11 protein-coding genes and 1 pseudogene are annotated in these 18,187 nt (G+C 70.6%); 1 reads left to right on the top strand and 11 read right to left on the bottom strand.

What is annotated here, in order from left to right:
* Nucleotides 1–68: 68 nt before the first annotated feature.
* From AB0J04_RS14625 to AB0J04_RS14615, 3 genes are all read right to left on the bottom strand, one after another.
* Entirely contained in the window at nt 69–6,473 is a 6,405-nt protein-coding gene (locus AB0J04_RS14625; protein ID WP_363168744.1) for a polymorphic toxin type 44 domain-containing protein, read from the bottom strand.
* Nucleotides 6,474–6,578: 105 nt separating this feature from the next.
* Complete coding sequence (locus AB0J04_RS14620; RefSeq protein ID WP_363168783.1) at nt 6,579–10,190, bottom strand: LamG domain-containing protein; 3,612 nt, start codon at nt 10,188–10,190, stop codon at nt 6,579–6,581.
* Between the two features lie 242 nt (nt 10,191–10,432).
* Complete coding sequence (locus AB0J04_RS14615; protein WP_363168743.1) at nt 10,433–10,585, bottom strand: hypothetical protein; 153 nt, start codon at nt 10,583–10,585, stop codon at nt 10,433–10,435.
* Between the two features lie 50 nt (nt 10,586–10,635).
* On the opposite strand from AB0J04_RS14615, the gene AB0J04_RS14610 reads away from it, so the two are divergent.
* A complete protein-coding gene (locus tag AB0J04_RS14610; RefSeq protein WP_363168742.1) occupies nt 10,636–11,457 on the top strand; it encodes an SAM-dependent methyltransferase in 822 nt (273 codons plus the stop codon).
* A 75-nt stretch (nt 11,458–11,532) separates the two neighbouring features.
* Here AB0J04_RS14610 and AB0J04_RS14605 read toward each other — a convergent pair whose 3' ends face one another.
* From AB0J04_RS14605 to AB0J04_RS14570, 8 genes and pseudogenes are all read right to left on the bottom strand, one after another.
* A complete protein-coding gene (locus AB0J04_RS14605) occupies nt 11,533–12,123 on the bottom strand; it encodes a sigma-70 family RNA polymerase sigma factor (protein WP_363168741.1) in 591 nt (196 codons plus the stop codon).
* A gap of 155 nt (nt 12,124–12,278) precedes the next feature.
* Entirely contained in the window at nt 12,279–12,986 is a 708-nt protein-coding gene (locus AB0J04_RS14600; protein ID WP_363168740.1) for a hypothetical protein, read from the bottom strand.
* 149 nt (nt 12,987–13,135) lie between these two features.
* A pseudogene (locus tag AB0J04_RS14595) lies at nt 13,136–13,312 on the bottom strand (peptidase M20); the annotation flags it as partial.
* 134 nt (nt 13,313–13,446) lie between these two features.
* Nucleotides 13,447–14,874 carry a HAMP domain-containing sensor histidine kinase gene (locus tag AB0J04_RS14590; protein ID WP_363168781.1) on the bottom strand — a complete coding sequence of 476 codons (1,428 nt, stop codon included), beginning with the start codon at nt 14,872–14,874 and terminating at the stop codon, nt 13,447–13,449.
* Between the two features lie 38 nt (nt 14,875–14,912).
* Nucleotides 14,913–15,629, bottom strand: coding sequence for a response regulator transcription factor (locus AB0J04_RS14585; protein WP_363168739.1), 717 nt, complete (start codon nt 15,627–15,629; stop codon nt 14,913–14,915).
* Between the two features lie 102 nt (nt 15,630–15,731).
* A complete protein-coding gene (locus tag AB0J04_RS14580) occupies nt 15,732–16,319 on the bottom strand; it encodes an FMN reductase (protein WP_363168738.1) in 588 nt (195 codons plus the stop codon).
* Nucleotides 16,316–17,422, bottom strand: a complete 1,107-nt coding sequence (locus AB0J04_RS14575; protein WP_363168737.1) for an LLM class flavin-dependent oxidoreductase — start codon at nt 17,420–17,422, stop codon at nt 16,316–16,318. Before AB0J04_RS14575 ends, AB0J04_RS14580 begins: the two co-directional genes overlap by 4 nt.
* Nucleotides 17,423–17,518: 96 nt before the next feature.
* Nucleotides 17,519–18,133 carry a TIGR03086 family metal-binding protein gene (locus AB0J04_RS14570; protein ID WP_363168736.1) on the bottom strand — a complete coding sequence of 205 codons (615 nt, stop codon included), beginning with the start codon at nt 18,131–18,133 and terminating at the stop codon, nt 17,519–17,521.
* Between the last annotated feature and the right edge of the window lie 54 nt (nt 18,134–18,187).

The following is an 18,187-nucleotide window of genomic DNA, read 5'->3' as shown; positions in this document are numbered from 1 at the left end:
GCCAACAAGCGCGTGCGAACAAAAAAGCCTGGGTGCCGCCAACGTTAGCGGCACCCAGGCTGGACGGTCTACGAGTGCCTCACCTGCGGAGCGTGCTTGGCAGACATTTCCTTGACGGTGTCGACTATCGCCGCGTGGAACTGCTCTCTCGTCAGGTCGACTCCGTACTCCTCGTACAGTTCGACCCCCGCTCTCATCGTGATCTGGTCGCCGATGTCGTTCTCGCCGACCAGGGCCGTTTCCGCGACGGAGGCGCCGTCGATCAGGGTCTTCTCGTCGATCCCGGCCGCGGTTCCCACGTAGCCGTAGTGGACGTTCGACCAGATGTCGTAGTAGGCCTCCAGGTCGGTGCCGGGAACGCTGGTGAAGAAGTCGGACTCGGCCAGGTCGAACTTCGCGGCGAGCTTCGGCTTGTGGTCCCATTCGCAGATCTTCGGGCATACCTTGGCGGTCCACATTGCTAGTGCCGCCTGCGTATCCGCCCCCATGTTCCGACCGAATGCGTCGTACCACTTCCAGGGCCGCAAAAGTCCCTTGATGCCCTTGACGTCGTCCGAGACCACATTCGTCTTGAGTTCCGAGAACATATAGCTCTCGATCTCGTTGTAAAGGTCCTCGTTGCCGGACTTCTTCTTGGGAAGCGGCTCGGGGCCCTTCTGGAACGTGACGGAGGCGACGGCCTTGCTCCCCGTCTTCTTCACCGTCACCGTCATCGTTCCCACGATGGGGACGTAGACGGTGTAGGTCTTCGTGGAGTGGTAGACCCAGGTCCCGTTCGGGCCCATCGTCATGTAGTCCCGGTAGCTGCCGCCCTTGCCGTCGCTGCACCCGCGCTCGCAGTCCGTGATCGGCCGCAGGCCGGTCGGGTCGGACTTGGTGACGGGGGTGTTGTTCGCGTAGGCGTAGCCGTTGAGGGACTCGTGGTCGTCGGGGTCGAGGACGGGGTCGACGGAGAGGAAGCGTCCGACGGCCGGGTCGTACTCGCGGGCGCCGATGTGGGTCAGGCCGGTGTCCGCGTCGGCGGGTTTGCCCAGGAAGCCCTTGTCGTCGGGCCAGGCCGAGGGCGTCGTGCCGCGGGCCTCGCCGAAGGGCTTGGTGTAGCGGCGGGTGACGGCCTGGGTGGTGGCGTCGATCGTCATCGAGGCGGTGCCGTGGTGGTCGTCGACCATCCAGGACAGGCCGGTCTCGGTGCGGACGGCGGTGGCGTCGCCCGACGGGTAGTAGCGCTGGGCGGTGAACTTCTTGGCGGCCGTGTCGTAGTGGAGTTCCTGGCCGGCCAGGTAGAGGACGGTCTTGACGGAGCCGCGGCGGATCAGGAGTTCGCCGTTGGCGTCGTAGAGGTAGTCGGTGGTCTCCGTGCCCTGGGTGAGCTGGGCGAGTTCCCCTTCGATGTCCCAGACGAGGCTCTGCGCGGCGCCGGCGGGGCTGTAGCGCTTGGTGGTGTTGCCCTGCTCGTCGTAGATGTACGACTTCGCGGCCGCGCTGCCCACGGTGACGGAGGTCAGCGTGTGGGGCTGGCCGCCGCCGACGGCGTTGACGGCCGGGTAACCGTAGGAGGTGGTGGTGTCACCGCCGGTCTTGTGCTCGATCTGGGTGTCGCGCAGGCCGCCCGGCTTGTAGGTCCAGGTGTTCCAGTACGGGGCGGGGCCGCCGAGGGCGCTCGACGAGCGGGCGGTGGCGCAGTCGTTGGACGAGGGGGTCCAGGCCTCGGTCAGCCGGCGGTAGCCGTCGTAGGCGAAGCACTGGGTGTCCTTGCCGCCCGCCTTGTCGGTGATCGACTTGACGTTGCCGGTGGCGTCGTAGGCGTAGTCGACGTCGCTGGTGTAGCCGGTGTTGGTCTGGTCGACGGTGTGGGAGTTGGCCAGTCGGCGGGTGCCGTCCTCGTAGCGGTTGAGGATCTGGAGCTGCTTGGCGCCGGTGGAGGTGCCCAGCCGGGTCTCCTCGATCTCGCCGTACGGGGAGTAGCCGATGTTCTGGACGTAGTCGGTCATGCCCTCGGTGCCGGTGAGCAGGCCGAGGTCGTTGTAGCTGTTGGCCACGGTCTCCGCGGGCAGACCGGCCGCCGCGGGCATCGAGGTGGACTGGACCGTGCCGTCGATGTTGTAGACGGAGCTCGTGGTGAAGGTCTGCGGCGCGCCCGCGACGACCAGGGCGTCGGTGGCGGCGATGACCGTCTTGGTGCCCTTGGTGCGGCCGAGCGCGTCGTAGCCGGTGAAGACCTGGGAGTAGATCTTGCCGGCGGTGCCGCCGACGTACCGGATCGCGGCGGTGGGAAGACCCTTGGCCAGGTTGTCGAAGGTGAACTTGGTCAGGCGGTGGGCGTCGTCCTTGACGCCGTCCCAGGTGCCGACCTTGCGGCCCAGCTCGTCGTAGTCCGTGATCAGGGTGCGGGAGACGCCGTTCACCGGCGACGTGGTGCTGATCGGCTGGTCGGCGTCGTTGTAGGCGGTGGTGACCGTGCCCTTGTCGGGGTCGACGGAGGTGGTCTTGCGACCGCGCAGGTCGTAGTCGTACGACCAGACGGAGCCGTCCGGGCCGGTCATCTTCTCGACCTTGCCGTCGGGCGTGTACGCGTACAGCGTGCGGCTGTAGTCGGTGCCGGTCGGGGCGGGGCCGCCGTACTCACGGCGCTCGACGGTCCGGCCGCGGGCGTCGGTGACGACCAGCGTGCCGGTGCCGCCCGCGGCCGCGGTGACGGCGGTGCGGTCGCCCTGGTACGCGGTCTTGGTGCGCCACTTCTCCTGGTCGTAGACCCGGAAGATCGTTTCCGTGGCACGGCCGGCGGCGTCGAAGACCGTCTCGGTGGAGGCGGGGACGGAGCCGGGGAAGGTGTTGGCGAGCGTGCCCGAAGGCGCACTGTTGTCGTGGACCTGCTCGTTCTTGATGTACGCCAGGCCGCGGTCGTCGTAGAGGGTCTCGGAGATCACCCGGCCGCCGTTCGGCGCGGGCGCCTGCTTCTGGCGGGACCGCAGCAGGCCGTCGAAGATCTCGTAGGAGCTGTTGTAGGTCTTGCCGTCGGCCTTGAGGGCGTCCGTGCGGACCCAGGTCTCCTTGTCGTTGTTGACGCTGTAGGCGTAGACGATGCTCGCGGCGTCGTCGAGCCCGCGGGAGCGGTCCGGCTTCCAGACCGACCGCAGCCGGCCGAGCGCGTCCAGGGACCACTCGGTGACGTTGCCGTTGGCGTCGGTGGTCTTGGTGGCGGTGCCCCAGGCCGGGTCCACCTCGGTGGTGGAGGAGTAGAGCTTCGCGTCGATGGTCGTCTTGGACGTCAGCGGGCCGTAGCCGGTGTCGTCGGGGACGTAGGTGTTCCTGACCGTCTGGTTGAGGGCGTTGGTCGCGGTGACCGGACGGCCCAGCTTGTCGTAGGTGGAGCCGGAGACCAGCTGGTAGACCGGCTTCTTGTCGGTCGCGCCGTAGCTGGCGACCCGGTAGGAGGCGCTGACCTCGCCCTTGGTGGGCGCCACCCCCACCGCCTGGCCGTCGTAGGCCTTGGCGATGTCGGAGACGACGTGGTCGGGGATCGTCGGCGTGGTCGCGCAGGCGACCGAGTAGGTCTCGGTGCGCGAGACCGCGTTCACCAGCCAGGCCGAGGTGTTGCGGGCGTAGCTGGTGCGCACGCACGTCTCGTCGCCGGTCTTGGCGGCGTCGCCGCCGTCGTCCACGGTGAGGGGCATGCCGTACGTGGTGTCGTACGTCGTCTTCTGCTTGACCGTGCGGGTGCCGGTCGAGGTCTTGGTGCGGTTCGCGGTCTCACCCGGCTGGACGATCCAGGAGTCCGTGGTGCCCCAGCTGTAGGCGTGGCTGCCGGTCTTGTGGGACCAGGGGGTGTTGATGGTGCCGCTGACCTCTTCGGCGCCGTTGTACACGATGGTCTCGCGGACGAAGCCGGCGTACTGGCGGGAGTCGTCGAGGGCGGTGCCGACGGAGTCGGTGACCTTCTCCACCCGGGAGGTGCCGTCGAGTTCCTTCTCGCCGTTCAGGCCGCGCATGTAGAGCGTGGACTTCTTGGAGCGCGGGCCCTCGTCGGTGTCGCCGGAGGTCTCCACGACCTTGCCGTAGCCGCGCCACTGCGACCAGGTGCGGTTGGACGCCTTGGTCAGGCCCTCGTCGTCGGCGTAGGCCCAGCCCGCGCCGCCCTGGTAGTCGTAGTACGTCTCGCCGGTGTCGCCGTGGCCGTAGGGGTCGTCCTGGAAGACGGACGTGACCACGTACTTGTGGAACCAGTCCAGCACCGGGGTCGCCCCGGACTGCGACCACTTGACGGGGAAGCAGCGGCGGGTGTTCTTGTCGACGTCCGCCGGCATGCTGGAGCCCCAGATGCAGTCGGGGCCGGAGTAGTTGGCGGTCAGCGTCGAGCCGGTCTCGGACTTGATGGTCCGCACCCGCCACTTGATGTAGCGCAGGGTGTCCGGGCCGCTGCCCTCGACGTGGTTGGAGAGCTGGACGCCGCCGAAGACCACCGGCGGCATCGCGGCCGCGGTGCCGTTGGCCTTGCCGGTGTTCTGGATGGACTTCAGCCACAGGCTCGCCGAGGAGGCGTCGCCGGTGTCGGGGAAGCTCTGGTCCAGGTGCCAGGTGTCCACGTCCCGGCGGGTGGTGCCGGCGCCGGTCCACACCGAGGTGGTGACGTCGGTGAGGCGCTTGCGGGTGAAGAACGCCGGGCCGATCTGGGTGGTGCACTTGGTGCTCGCCGCGCAGATCATGTCGAAGGGCACGTCGGGCCAGTTGGCCTTGGTGTCCTTGGTCAGGTCGGCGCAGCCGCCCGAGACGACGCAGCGCTCGGCGTAGGCGAAGCGGACCTGCTGGGCGGCGGGCTTGGCGTAGATCAGGTCGCTGCGCAGGCCGTAGTCGATGCGGTTGAGGTAGCCGCCGCGGGTGTAGCCGGTGCCGTTCACCGACGTGTCGGCGTTCTTGGAGTAGTAGTTCGTCTCCTTGCCGTACCAGTACGCGGAGGCGTTGTCGTGGGTGTCGACGACGTAGTCCAGGTTCCAGCGCCAGGCCTGGCTGCAGAAGGAGTCGCCGAAGCCGGTGGACTTGTAGCAGGGCTCGCCGGAGTCGTCGCCGAAGACCGGGACGGTGAACACCGAGTTGGTGACCGGGTCGTCGTCGGCGGTGCCGTTGTCGCTCCAGCCGGGCAGGCGCTGCTTGCCGAAGAAGTACTGGGTGCCGGACACGTCCGTCACCTTCCAGTACTCGGTGTTGTTGTCGCCGTTGCCGGTGGCGCCGGTCAGGTGCTCGACGCGGGTGCCGTCCTCGTTCTTCAGCTTCCACGAGCCGCCCGACGCCTCGGACAGGGCCGCGGTGTCACAGGCCGCCTTGTCGGCACAGGCGTTGACCAGCTCGACGGCCTTGCCGTTGAGGACCAGCGTGGAGTTGGCGTACTTCCAGCACAGGTCGCCCTTGCCGGACTGGCCGTCGTCCTTGCAGGAGCCGTACTTGCGCTCGATGTAGGACTCGGTGATCGAGAAGCCCTCGCCGACCACCGAGGTCTGGCTGTTCTCCCCGGCCGTGCGTCCGTCCACCGAGGCGGAGTCGTAGGAGATCGACAGATTCGGGGACGGGCCGGCCGTCGCCGGGGGAACCCGCAGCGGGTAGCTCCAGGTGAAGTCGCCCGTGCTGCCGCCGGCCTCCCAGGTCGCGGTCGGGGACAGCGGGGTGGCGCTGTAGTCGCCCCCGCCGCCCGAGCCGTCCGCAGCCGCGGCCGCCGCGAGCAGCATCGGGGTACGCGCCGAGACGGTGCCCGTCACGGTCTGCGCCCCGGCGTCGTTGCCCGCGCCCGGCACCGGGGTCTGGGTGCGGCAGGCCTTCTTCTCCGGGGTGGTCAGGGCACACGCCGGGAGCGTCACCAGGGTCAGCCGGGGACCGAAGTTGCCGCCGTAGACGTCCTTGAAGGAGGCGTAGCTCAAGGAGACCCGGAGCTTGTCGCTGTCGCCCTTGCCGGACACGGCCGCCGCCGGCGCGACGGTGAGCAGGACGCCGTTGACGCCCGCCTTCTTCGCCGCCGCCGAGGACTGCACGCCGAGCGCCACCCGTTCGGCCGGGCCGGAGGCCACCGCCCGCTTCTTCGCGGCCTTGGCCGCCGGGGCGGCCGGCACCTGGGCCAGCTTGATCCCGAGCCCGCCCACGCTGACCGCGGCCTCGCCCCTCGCCGCGACCTCGGCCGTGACCTTGCCGGGGCCCGGCCAGGCGGCCTTCTTCACCCGCTCACGGGTCTGCTGGGCGGCCAAGGCGGCCTTGTCCTTCGGCGCCTTGGAAGCGCCGGCCTTGAGCACGCCGACCTTGTCGATCTTCGCGTCGGCCGGATCCTCCAGCTTCCTTCCGGCCGCCGGGGTCTGGGCCTGGGCGGCGAAGTCGTAGCCCGCGGGAGTCACGAGCTGTGGAAGGAGGGACAGGGAGAGGACGAGCCCGCCACGACCGAGCCAGCGACGGACGACCGCCCCTGGCGGGCGTTTACGGAAGGGTCTTGAAGACACGGTGATTTCCCCCGGTGTTTCGGAAACGGGAACGGTCAGGCGAAAGGGGCAGCGCGAGGCAGGGCAGGGCGGGCGACTGCGCCCGCCCTGCCCGTCCCGCGGCTGCTACTGCTCGGTGTTGCGCCGGTCGGCGATCGCGCTGGTGGAGGTGGCTCCGGCCCAGACACGGACGCTGTCGATCGTTCCGGGGAAGTAGCGCGCGGCGGCGCCGTTGATCTTCGCCCGGCCGATCTCGAACGCCCCGCCGCCCTGCCACGGGGCCGAGTACGACACCCCGTCCTCATCGCCCATCTGGGCGCTGTCGACGTAGAGCTTGAGCGCGCCGAGCCTGGAGGTGTCGTCGAGGTCGGCCGCCGCCTGGGCGTCGTGGACGACGGTCAGCATGACCGGCACGCCCAGTTGGGCCGTGGTCAGCGCGGTGGACTCGCTCTCGGTCCAGACCGCCCCGGCGCCGTCCTTGTCGGGACGGCCGAAGGTCCAGCGGCCCTGGGTGCTGCCGACCGGCTGCTCGTACCAGACGCCCCAGGAGGACTGGCTCGTCCCGGACTGGCCGAACACCTGCACCGCGTACGACTTGCTGGTGTCGGCGAGCTTGGCCGGGTCCAGCGTCACCCAGGCGGTCGCGGTGAACGAACCGGAGTCGTCGACGACCGGACCGGTGGCCGTGGCGTACCCGCTGGTGCCGTTCAGGGTCATCCGCTGCGTGGTCGTGACCTCTTCGCCGATGTCCGGGTCGCCGGTGGTGAACTGGGCGAGCGCGGCCCCGTTGAGGGTGAGGTTGCGGCCGAAGCCGCTGGTGTCCTTGACCGTGGTGCCGGTCGCGTTGGCGAGGTCCGTGGCGTCCCACTTGGCGACGAGCGTCGGGACCGGGTCCCCCGAGGTGCCGTCGCTGACGTCCTCGTCCTCCAGCCAGGCCTCGTGGGCGACCTCGGTGTCCGCGAGCGCGCGGGACCAGACCTTCACCTCGTCGATGGTTCCGGCGAAGTTCTCCTTGCCGGCCGCGGCGTGCCACAGCCGTCCGACCTGGAGGTTGCCGGACGCCTTCCACGGGGTGACCGTGAACGGCGTCGGATTGCCCTGCGGAACGCCGTTGACGTAGAGCTGGATGGTATGCGCCGCCGCGTCGTAGACGCCGGTCAGGTGCGTCCAGACGTTCAGGACCGGCGGCTTGGCGCCGATCGAGCGGGTGATCGCGGGTTCGGCGACGTCCGTCTGGTGGCGGTTGAAGATCCAGGCGTTGTAGGCGGTGGAGTAGTACAGCTGGAACCCGGAGGCGTTCGTGCCCGCCTGGGACAGGACGGTGTAGTTGACGTCCTTCTTCGTCAGCCGCGCCCAGGCCGAGACGGTGAAGGACTTGGTGGTGTCCAGGACCGCGCCGGAGGTGGCGAGGTAGGCGCTCGTGCCGCCCAGCTTCGCCGCGCCGGAACCGCTGCGGGCGAGCGTGTCCCAGGTGGCCCCCGAGGAGGTCAGCGGGTGCTGGGTGGCGGTGGTGGCGTCGGTCAGGGCGTTGTCCAGGTGCCAGATCCCCGAGGGCTGCTCTGCGCCCTTCACCAGGAAGCTGTAGTAACCGGTCAGCGAGCTGTGGCCGGCCGCGTCGTAGCCCCAGACCTGGACGGTGTTCTCACCGGCCTGGTTCGGCGTGATCGACTGGGTGTGCGAGGCGCCCTTGGCGACGGTGATCGGCGAGGAGACCGAGCCGCTGTTCAGCTTCCACTTGTAGCTGACGACGTCCGACTGGATGCCGGCGGTGTTGGGGTTGGTGTCCGCGGGGGTGAAGGTGAACTTGCCCGGGGTGCCCACCCCGCCCGCGGCCGGGTCGGTCTCGGCCGGCTTGTAGACGCCGTCCGCGCTGGTCACCACCGGAGGCGGCGGCGAATCGGTGTCGACCCGGAAGTAGCACCAGGAGGACCAGGCCGAGTCCAGGACGCCGGTCACGCCCCGGTCCGTCTTGTAGTACGCCTGCGTCTTGACCCGCATCCGGTAGTCCGTCTGCGCGGACAGCGCGCTGGAGGTCGCGTTGCGGGGGGCGTTGTCGGCCACCCACGCGCCGTCCGGCGAGGCCGCGTACCAGGCGCGGCTGGAGCCGTCGGCCTTCCACACCTCGAACAGGGCGCGCAGCTGGGAGTTGGCGGCGTCGGCCGACTGCACCGTGGCGAGCATCTTCGGCGTGGTGTCGCTGGTGGCGAAGGGCAGCGTGGAGGTGTTGCAGGCCCGGCCGGTGGTGCCCTGCTGGACGCCGTACGAGGTCGGCTTGCCCGGGTAGGAGACGTAGGTGACCGACAGCTTGGCGTCCTTGCGGAACCGCGCCCAGGCGCCCCCGTCGGACTCGTCGTGCGCGGTCAGCGAGAAGGTGATCTGCGACTCCTTGTTCGCGGCGTAGGACGCGAGGGTCGTCGTCAGGTTCTCGTTGGTCTCCTCGGCCACGTTGTCGCTGAAACGCACCCAGTTCGCCGGCTGCGAGGGGCTGCACAGGCCGCCCCGGCCGTAGGCCACGTTCCGGTCGCCCATCAGGTCCACCCCGGTGGGGCGGGACGACCAGGTGGTGCTGGAGGCGATGCCCTTGTTCACGCGGGTGAGGTCGTACCAGTGCGGATCACAGGTGAAGGTCCACTCCTGGTACACCTCCATCGTCGCGTCCAGGATCTTCTTTCCGTGGATCGAGGAGAGCGGGTACTCGAAGTACATGCGCTGGGTGTACGGGCTGTTGGAGCAGAGGTAGCCGGCGTAGTTGGAGCAGCGTCCGACGCCTTTGTCCCCGTCGAACTTCCAGTACTTGGTGCCGTTGGAGGCCAGTGCCGTCCAGTCGCCCAGCGCGATGCCCTTGGTGGGCGGGTCGATGTAGAGCGGGAAGACGGTGTCCTCGCCGTGCAGCAGGGCCGGGTCGGGCGTGATCTCCAGGGTGGTGTCGGTGACCTTGAGCGGGAGGTCGGCCGCGGCGTCGCCGCTGCTGGGGGCCTCGGCGGGGGCCGGCTCGCCCTCGGCGGCGGCCAGCGGGGTCGCTTCCTCCGCCGCCTCCGCCTCCTCCGCTGCCTTTGCCTCCGTCTCCGTCTTCGTCTCTGCCTCCGCCGAGTCGGCGGTGCGGACGAGTTGCGTGCTGACACCGGCCGTCGTGTCGTCGGTCGTCGCGGCGCCGTCGGCCGATGCGGCGCCGTCGGCGGCTGCGTCACCGGCCGAGTCCCACATCTGTCCCGCCGGGCTCTGGAAGACCGGGGTGCCGTCGCCGTCGCGGGCGACGAAACCGCCGTCGGCCGTCGGAGCGATGTCCAGGCCGTCGGCGGAGAGGGTCATCCTGATCTTCGCGAGCGCCGGGTTCTTCGCCGCCGCCGCGGTCCTGACCACGAGCACCGACGTGTAGCCGGAGCTCAGCGCGGTCAGTTGCAGATCGACGTCCGGAAGGACCGAGGCGTAGGTGGCGGTGGCGCCGTCGAGCCGGGGCTCGGGGAGCGCGGTCGGCCAGCCGAACTCCAGTTCGTGCCCGGCGTCCTCGAGGGCGACCAGTCCGCGCCCGCTGCCGCCGCCCGAGAAGGTGACGTCGGCCGTCGTGTTCTTCGCCCGCACCGAGCCGTCGGCCTCGCGCACGAGGGTGGTGTCGATGGCGGCCCAGCTGCCGTCGTCCCGCCGGGCCCGGACCGGAGCCGCGTTCATCTCCTGGGTGAAGGTGCCGTCCGGGTTGGCGAAGACCTGGGACGACTCGTCGGTCGCCGCGTCCACGGTCACCCGCTCACCGGTCTTCGCCGCGCGTGCGCTCGCCTCCGACTCCGGAGTCCGGTCGGCCGCCACCGCGGCCGTCGTGTCGTCGGCGGCTGCGGGAGTCACCCCGGCCGCCGGAACCACACCCCCCAGAAGGGCGACGGCTATCGCCCAACTCCGGGTTCTTCGACGCCAATCGTGCAGCCGTGTCTGAGTGAACACGGACCCCCCCGTCTTCTTAATTTTTCATTACAAACAAGCTGCGAGGATCATGTGTTGGCCAAAACATGACCGTCAACAGTGTCGTGTGTCACATTGACCACCCGCGTCACATCTGTCATGTCCACCGAAAACCGACCGGCAACCGCTGCGGCTCGTTCGAACAACACCCCACAATGAACGATGATCTGATGGTCACTCACGACAGTTCCCTCCAGTGGTGGGACGCGAGTCCAGGACGGAGTCAGGGATCATGAGCTCTTCCCACGACGACGGCAGCAGCGCCTCTTTCAAGATCGACACGACGAAGCCCCATCCGGCCCGGATGTACGACTACTTCCTGGGCGGGAAGGACAACTACGAGGTCGATCAGGAGGCCGCCGAGAAGTTCATCAAGGCGGCTCCCGAGGTGCGGGCCGGCGTGCGGGCCAACCGGAGCTTCATGCACCGCGCCGTCCGGCACGTCATCGCCGAGGGCGGTGTCCGCCAGATCCTCGACATCGGCACCGGCCTGCCGACCGAGCCCAACGTGCACCAGATCGCGCGCGCCATCGCCCCCGAGACCCGGATCGCGTACGTCGACAACGACCCGATCGTCAGCACCCACTCGATGGCCCTCATCGGCGACGACGACACGGACACCTCCGTCGTCCTGGCCGACCTGCGCGACCCCCGGGCGATCCTCGACCACCCCGACGTCCGCAGGATCATCGACTTCGACCAGCCGGTGGCCCTGCTGCTGGTGGCCATCATGCACTTCATCACCGAGTCGGAGGACCCGGCCGGACTGGTCGCCACCTTCCGCGACGCGCTGCCCGCCGGCTCCTACCTGGTCCTGTCCCACGCGACGGGCGACGCCCACGAGGACGGGCGCAAGGACGCGGCCGCCGTCTACAAGAGCGCCACCGCCAGCATGAACCCCCGCGGCCGCGCCGAAGTCCTGGAATTCTTCGGCGACTTCACGCTCCTCGACCCGGGCCTGGTCCTGGTCCCGGACTGGCGTCCCGAAGAGCCCCCCAAGCCCGACACCCCGCCGATCGGCATCTACGGCGCGGTGGCCCGCAAGAACGGCTGAGTCGGGCGGGGGTCGGGCGGGCGTCGGGCGGGGCGTCGGGCGAGGAGCGAGGGTTCGTACAGGACCTGGAGGTCCCTACAGCAGATCCACCAGCGTCGCCCGCGCCCGCGCCACGCGCGAACGGACCGTGCCGACCGGGCAGTCGCTCGCCCGGGCCGCCTCCGCGTAGGGCAGACCGGCCAGTTGCGTGAGGACGAACGCCTCCCGCCGCTCGTCCGGCAGCGCGGCCAGCAGATCCAGCAGGACGACGCCGTCGTCGAAGCCGGGCAGGTCGCGCGGCTGGACGCGCTCCGCGGCGACCTGCCAGTCCGGGACGTCGGACAGCCGGGGGCGGGCGGCGGCGTACCGGTGGCTGTCGACCACCGCCCGGCGGGCGATGGACAGCAGCCAGGACCGCGCCGAGGAACGGCCCTCGAACCGGTGCAGGCTGCCGAGGGCGCGCAGGAAGGTGTCCTGGGCGAGGTCGTCGACCGCCTGGGGGTCGGCGCACAGATGGGCGACGTAGCGCAGGACGTCGCGGTGCAGCGCGCGGACGAACTGTTCGACGGCGTCCGCGTCACCGGCACGGGCGGCGAGCGCCCACGCCGTTATCGACTCGTCCCGGGAGGCATGGGATGCCTGGGGTGGCTGAGTCGACTGGGACGGCTTGGAGGCAGTACTGATCACCTGGTGTCCTTCTCGGATCATCCATGAGGGCACGCCTGAGGCCATGCGTCAGGGCATGTGTCAGGCCATGCGTCAGGGCATGTGTGAGGGCATGAGGAGAAGAAGAGACAGCCGTCGGCGGACGTATGGCGTCGGACGTGACGTCGGACGTGGCGTCAGAAGCCGGCGGCGGTCCTCAGGGGTGGGCCCCTCGTGGTGATCGCGTAGCCGAGAAGGAGAAGCCGCGGCGCCCGCTCCGATCCGCGGCGGCTGAACCGGACGCACGGGCGCTCCGGAGTGACGGGCAGGGCGAGCAACAGGCGCAGCGGCGCGGCCAGTCGGCCGGCCACGGCGCGCAGGATCCGGAACACGGCCTTCTCGCCGTGGGCCAGCCACAGCCCGCACAGCAGCGCGGCGAGCAGGTGGGCGGCGAGCATGCCGAACGAGGACGAGCCGCCTGCTCCGACGGCCTCAGCCAGGTGGTCCGTGTGGTCCATGGAACCCATGTGGCCCATGTGCCCCATATGGCCCGCGTGACTCATGCCGCTCATGCCGCTCATGCCGCTCATGTCACTCGTGCCGCGCATGCCGCTCATGTCCATGGAGTCCGTCTCCATGGGGCCGGCCGATCCCCGCCCGGCCAGGGAGAACGCCGTGTGCAGGACCGTCTGGGCGGCGACCACGACCGTCACGACGAGAGGGAGTCCGCGCTCCCGGCCCGCCAGGCACCAGCCGGTGGCGCCGGTGAGGGCCAGGCTCGCGGCGAGCGCCCACGCGGGCACCTCGGAGCCGGACATCATCACGTGTCCCAGGGCGGCGAGCAACACGCAGACGGCCGCGAACAGCGCGGCCCGCAGCGTGCGAGAACACCACCCAGCGGCCATGGCGACTCATCCTCGCATCCGGACAACGGTCGACGTGCGGGGGTACGGAATTCCCCCCGGTCCGCAACTCAATCCGCCGGCTGTGACCTGCCTCACCGCACGCCCGCTGTCCGCACCGCCGTCACCGCCGGCGCCCGCGCCGTCTCCAGGGCGCGCAGCGTGGGCAAATCCATGGACCACAGGTCGACGTCCGGCCCGAGCCGCTCCAGCCGTCCGGCGAGATGGTGCTGGATCTCGGACTCGGCCGGACTTCCGCCGACGCTCGGTATCGCGATCAGCTCCGTCAGCGTCCGCCCGACGGCCTCCTCGTCCACCGCCGCCGGCACCGCGGCCCCCGGTCACCGAGCACGCCCCACTCCCTCCGTCACCGGCGGGCCGCTCCGGCCGCTCCCGCCGCTCCCGCCGCTCCCGCCGCAGAAGGCATACCTGCTCAGCCCTGCCCGCTGCTACGCGGGGGGCGCTACGCCCTGTCCGGCGGCCCGCCGCCCACCGTGAACCCGATCACCGAGCCGCCGCCCGCCCGCCGGAAGGCGAACGGCCCGCCGCCGTGGGCCATCGCCACCTCGCGCACGATCGACAGGCCGAGTCCCGAACCGGGCAGGGAGCGGGCGTCGGCGGCGCGGTAGAAGCGGTCGAAGACCCGGGTCAGGTCGGCCTCGGCGATGCCGGGCCCGCGGTCGAGGACCTCGACGCGGACAGCCCCCGGCCGGGCGGGACCGGTGACGGCGATCTCGACCGGCGCCCGGCCGGCGCGGTCGAACTTGGTCGCGTTCTCCACCAGGTTGGACACCGCCCGCTGGAGCATGCCCGGCCGCCCGTAGGTGGTGGTGTCGCCGCTCACCCGGAGCAGGACCTGCCGTCCGGTGCGGCGCCGGGCGAGGCCCGCGACCTCCTCCGCGATGTCGGCGAGGTCCAGCTTGCGCGGCGGCTCGGTGTCGGACTGGCCGGCCGCGAGGTCGACCAGCTCGTTGACCAGGTCGGTCAGTTCACGGGCCTCCTGGCCCAGATCCGCCACCAGTTCGGCACGGGCGTCCGGCGGCAGCTCGTCGATGCGGTGCAGCAGCGAGATGTTCGTCCGCAACGAGGTCAGCGGTGTGCGCAGTTCGTGCCCCGCGTCCTGGACGAGCCGCCGCTGGTCCTCCTCCGACTGGGCGAGCCGGCCCAGCATCCGGTCGAAGGCGCGGCCCAGCCGGCCCACCTCGTCGTAGCCGGTGACCGGCACCTGCACGCCGAGCCGGCGCGTCCGGGCGACGTCCTCGGCCGCGGTCGTGAGAATCACCAGCCGGTGGGTGATGCGCCGGGCCAGCCACCAGCCGAACAGCCCCGCGGCCGTCACGACGGCGATCATCAGGACCAGCGTGCGCTGCTGGAGCGCCCGCAGCAGGTCCTCGGTGTCGCTGAACTCCTGCGCCACCTGCACCGCGCCCCGGCCGCCGCCCAGCGAGACGGTCGCGATGCGGTAGACGTCGCTGCCGACGTCCACGTCCTTGTGCTCGATGATCCGCCCGGACGTCGCGGCGGCGGCGATCGTGCGGTCGGCGGCCACGACCGGCAGCCCGGGAGTGCCGTGGTCCACGACCGAGCCGGCCGGGCCCAGCACCTGCACGTCCGTCCGGGCCGGCCGCACGAGGTCGTGGCCCGGCGCGGCCGAGGAGAAGTCCTCCGGCGTCATCCGGGTGTCGCGCACCTCGTCCCGCAGATCCTGCACGACCTCGTCGAACACCGACTCCTGGTCGACCCGGACCAGCCGGGCGGCCGCCGAGTACGACAGGACGCCGATCAGGACCGTGACGGCGGCGGTCACGGCCGCGAAGGACACCGCGAACGTGGTGCGCAGCGACACCAGCTTCGGCCGCGGCCGGGACACGACCCGACGCAGCCGCCGCAGCAGTCCCGGACCGCCCAGACGGCTCACCCGCTCGCCCCTCAGTCCTCCCGCAGCACGTAACCCACGCCGCGCACGGTGTGGATCAGCTGCGAGGCGCCCGGCTGGTCCAGCTTGCGGCGCAGGTAGCCGACATAGACGGCGAGGTTCTTGGAGCCGGGCCCGAAATCGTAGCCCCAGATCCGGTCGTAGATCGTGGAGTGGTCCAGGACGATCCCGGCGTTGCGCACGAGCAGCTCCAGCAGCTCGAACTCGGTCCGGGTCAGCTCCAGCTCCCGCCCGCCCCGCCAGGCCCGCCGCGCCTGCGGGTCCATCCGCAGCCCGGCCGCCTCCAGGTGCCGCTGCTGGGGAACCTGCTTCGGGACGTCCGGCGCCACGGGCGCGGCGTCGGGGTTGGTCCGGCGCAGCAGCGCCCGCAGCCGCGCGAAGACCTCCTCGACGTCGAACGGCTTGACGACGTAGTCGTCGGCCCCCGCGTCCAGACCGGCGATCCGGTCGGCGGTCTCCACCAGCGCGGTCAGCATCAGGATGGGCGTGCGGTCGCCCTCGGCGCGCAGCACCCGGCAGACCTGGAGGCCGTCGATCCCGGGCATCATCACGTCGAGGAGCAACACGTCCGGCGGATTCTTGTGGGCGTGCGCCAGCGCCTCGACGCCGTCGGCCACCGCGGTGACCCGGTAGCCCTCCAGGGCCAGGGCGCGTTCCAGGGCGTTGCGGATGGCACGGTCGTCTTCGGCGAGCAGCACGGTGGGAGGCACCTGCCCAGTCTGCCAAGGCCTCCGGCGGTTGGGCGGTGCGGACGGTCCTACGATCACCCTTCTTACTCGGCTCTCACCGTCCGGACACGCCTGTCTTCGTCCTCAGACGCCGGACGGGCTGCTGAGGGCCGCGAGCTGTTCCGCGAAGGGGACGACCGTGAACTCCTCCTTCACCGGAGCCGACGGAGTCATCTGCGCCGCCAGCTCCCCCGCCGCCCGTTCGATCCGCTCGGGCAGGCCCTCCGCGCCCCAGTCCTCCGAGGCGGCGTAGACGGCCGTCGGCATGACGACGGCCCGCAGGTAGGAGAAGAGCGGCCGCAGGGCGTGCTCGAGGACCAGCGAGTGCCGGGCCGAACCGCCGGTCGCGGCGATCAGCACCGGCTTGCCCGCCAGCGCGTCCGGGTCGATCACGTCGAAGAACGACTTGAACAGTCCGCTGTACGACGCGCTGAACACCGGCGTGACGACGATCAGTCCGTCCGCCGCCGTCACCGCCTCCAGCGCGGCCGCCAGCTTCCGTCCGGGGAAGCCGTTGGTGAAGTTGTGGGCGATCTCGACGGCGAGGTCGCGCAGCTCCACGACCTCCACCTCCGCGTCCGTCCGCCCGGCGGTGGCCGCCGCCAGCCGGTCGGCCAGCAGCCGGGTGGACGACGGGACGCTCAGCCCCGCCGACACGACGACGAGCCTCATGCGACGTTCGCCCCTTCCTGTCCCTGAGCGGCCTGAGCGGCCTTGAGCAGCGACGCGTGGGTCGGCGCCTCCGGCACGTCGGCCGGCCGCCCGACCGCGAACTCCTTGCGGAGCACCGGCACGACCTCCTCGCCGAGCAGGTCGAGCTGCTCCAGCACGGTCTTCAGCGGCAGCCCCGCGTGGTCGAGGAGGAACAGCTGACGCTGGTAGTCGCCTGCGTACTCGCGGAAGGCGAGCGTCTTCTCGATGACCTGCTCGGGCGTGCCGACGGTCAGCGGGGTCTGGTCGGTGAAGTCCTCCAGGGACGGCCCGTGACCGTAGACCGGCGCGTTGTCGAAGTACGGCCGGAACTCACGGACGGCGTCCTGCGAGTTCTTGCGCATGAACACCTGGCCGCCGAGCCCGACGATGGCCTGCTCCGGCGTGCCGTGCCCGTAGTGCGCGTACCGGGCCCGGTACAGCTCGACCATCCGCTTGGTGTGGTCGGCGGGCCAGAAGATGTTGTTGTGGAAGAAGCCGTCGCCGTAGAAGGCGGCCTGCTCGGCGATCTCGGGGGACCGGATGGACCCGTGCCAGACGAACGGCGGCACGTCGTCCAGCGGCCTCGGCGTGGAGGTGAAGCCCTGGAGGGCGGTGCGGAACTTGCCCTCCCAGTCCACGACGTCCTCGCGCCACAGCCGGCGCAGCAGGGCGTAGTTCTCGACGGCGAGGTTGATGCCCTGCCGGATGTCCTGCCCGAACCAGGGGTAGACCGGGCCGGTGTTCCCGCGCCCCATCATCAGGTCCACCCGCCCGTCGGCCAGGTGCTGGAGCATCGCGAAGTCCTCGGCGATCTTCACCGGGTCGTTGGTGGTGATGAGGGTGGTCGAGGTGGAGAGGATCAGCTTCTCCGTCTGCGCCGCTATGAAGCCGAGCATCGTGGTCGGCGACGAGGGCACGAACGGCGGGTTGTGGTGCTCGCCGGTCGCGAAGACGTCGAGGCCGACCTCCTCGGCCTTCAGCGCGATGGCGACCATGGCCTTGATCCGCTCACGCTCGCTCGGCGTACGGCCCGTCGTGGGGTCCGGCGTGACATCGCCGACGCTGAAGATCCCGAACTGCATGGTCGCTCATCCTCCAGGTTGTTGACGGTTCAACTATACCTGGTGAACTGCGCCCCGCCCCCGGCTATTCCCACCCCCGCCGATCCCCCGCCCACGTCACTTCCAGTACGGGTCCCGGCCGGTCCGCGCGAGCAGCCGCTCGAACTCCGAGGCGTCCCCGGCCACCGCCACCGGCTCCCCGAACACCCCCATCTTCCGGGCCGTCGGCTCCAGCTCGGCCACCGCCTCCGCGAGCTGCGCGACGACCGCACGGTCCGCCGCCGGGTACTCCTGCCCGGTGGCCCGCGCCAGATCCCACCCATGCACGGTCAGATCCAGCAACGCCATCGAGCCGACCAACCGCGCCGGCATGTCCATCGCCCCGGTGGTCCCCTCCTCCGCCCCCGGCACCGACCACGCCGCCACCAGCCGGTCCGCCTCCGCCACCAGCCCCGCCCGCCAGTCCGGCCCCGCGCCCACCCGGTCCGGCGCCTCGCCGAAGTCCGACGCCTCCTTCGCCGCCAGCCGCTGGAACTGCACGATCACCTGGAAGACATGGTTGACCAGGGTCTTCACGTCGTACTCCGCACAGGGCGTGGGAGCCGCCAGCGCCGCGTCCGAAATGCCCCGCACCACCGGCACGGCCCGCTCCCGCGCCATGCCCAGCAGCTCACCGATGCCGTACGTCCTCGCACTGCTCGGGTTCGCGTTCGTGTTCGCGTTCGTGTCCATGCCTCGACCGTACGGACGCCGGACCCCGCCCCTCTTGAAGAAACGCGACGGAGA

This window comes from Streptomyces sp. NPDC050263, from assembly GCF_040655955.1.
Classification (GTDB): Bacteria; Actinomycetota; Actinomycetes; order Streptomycetales; family Streptomycetaceae; genus Streptomyces.
Note: the sequence above shows the minus strand (reverse complement) of the source record. Positions and strands in the feature narration are given on the sequence as shown.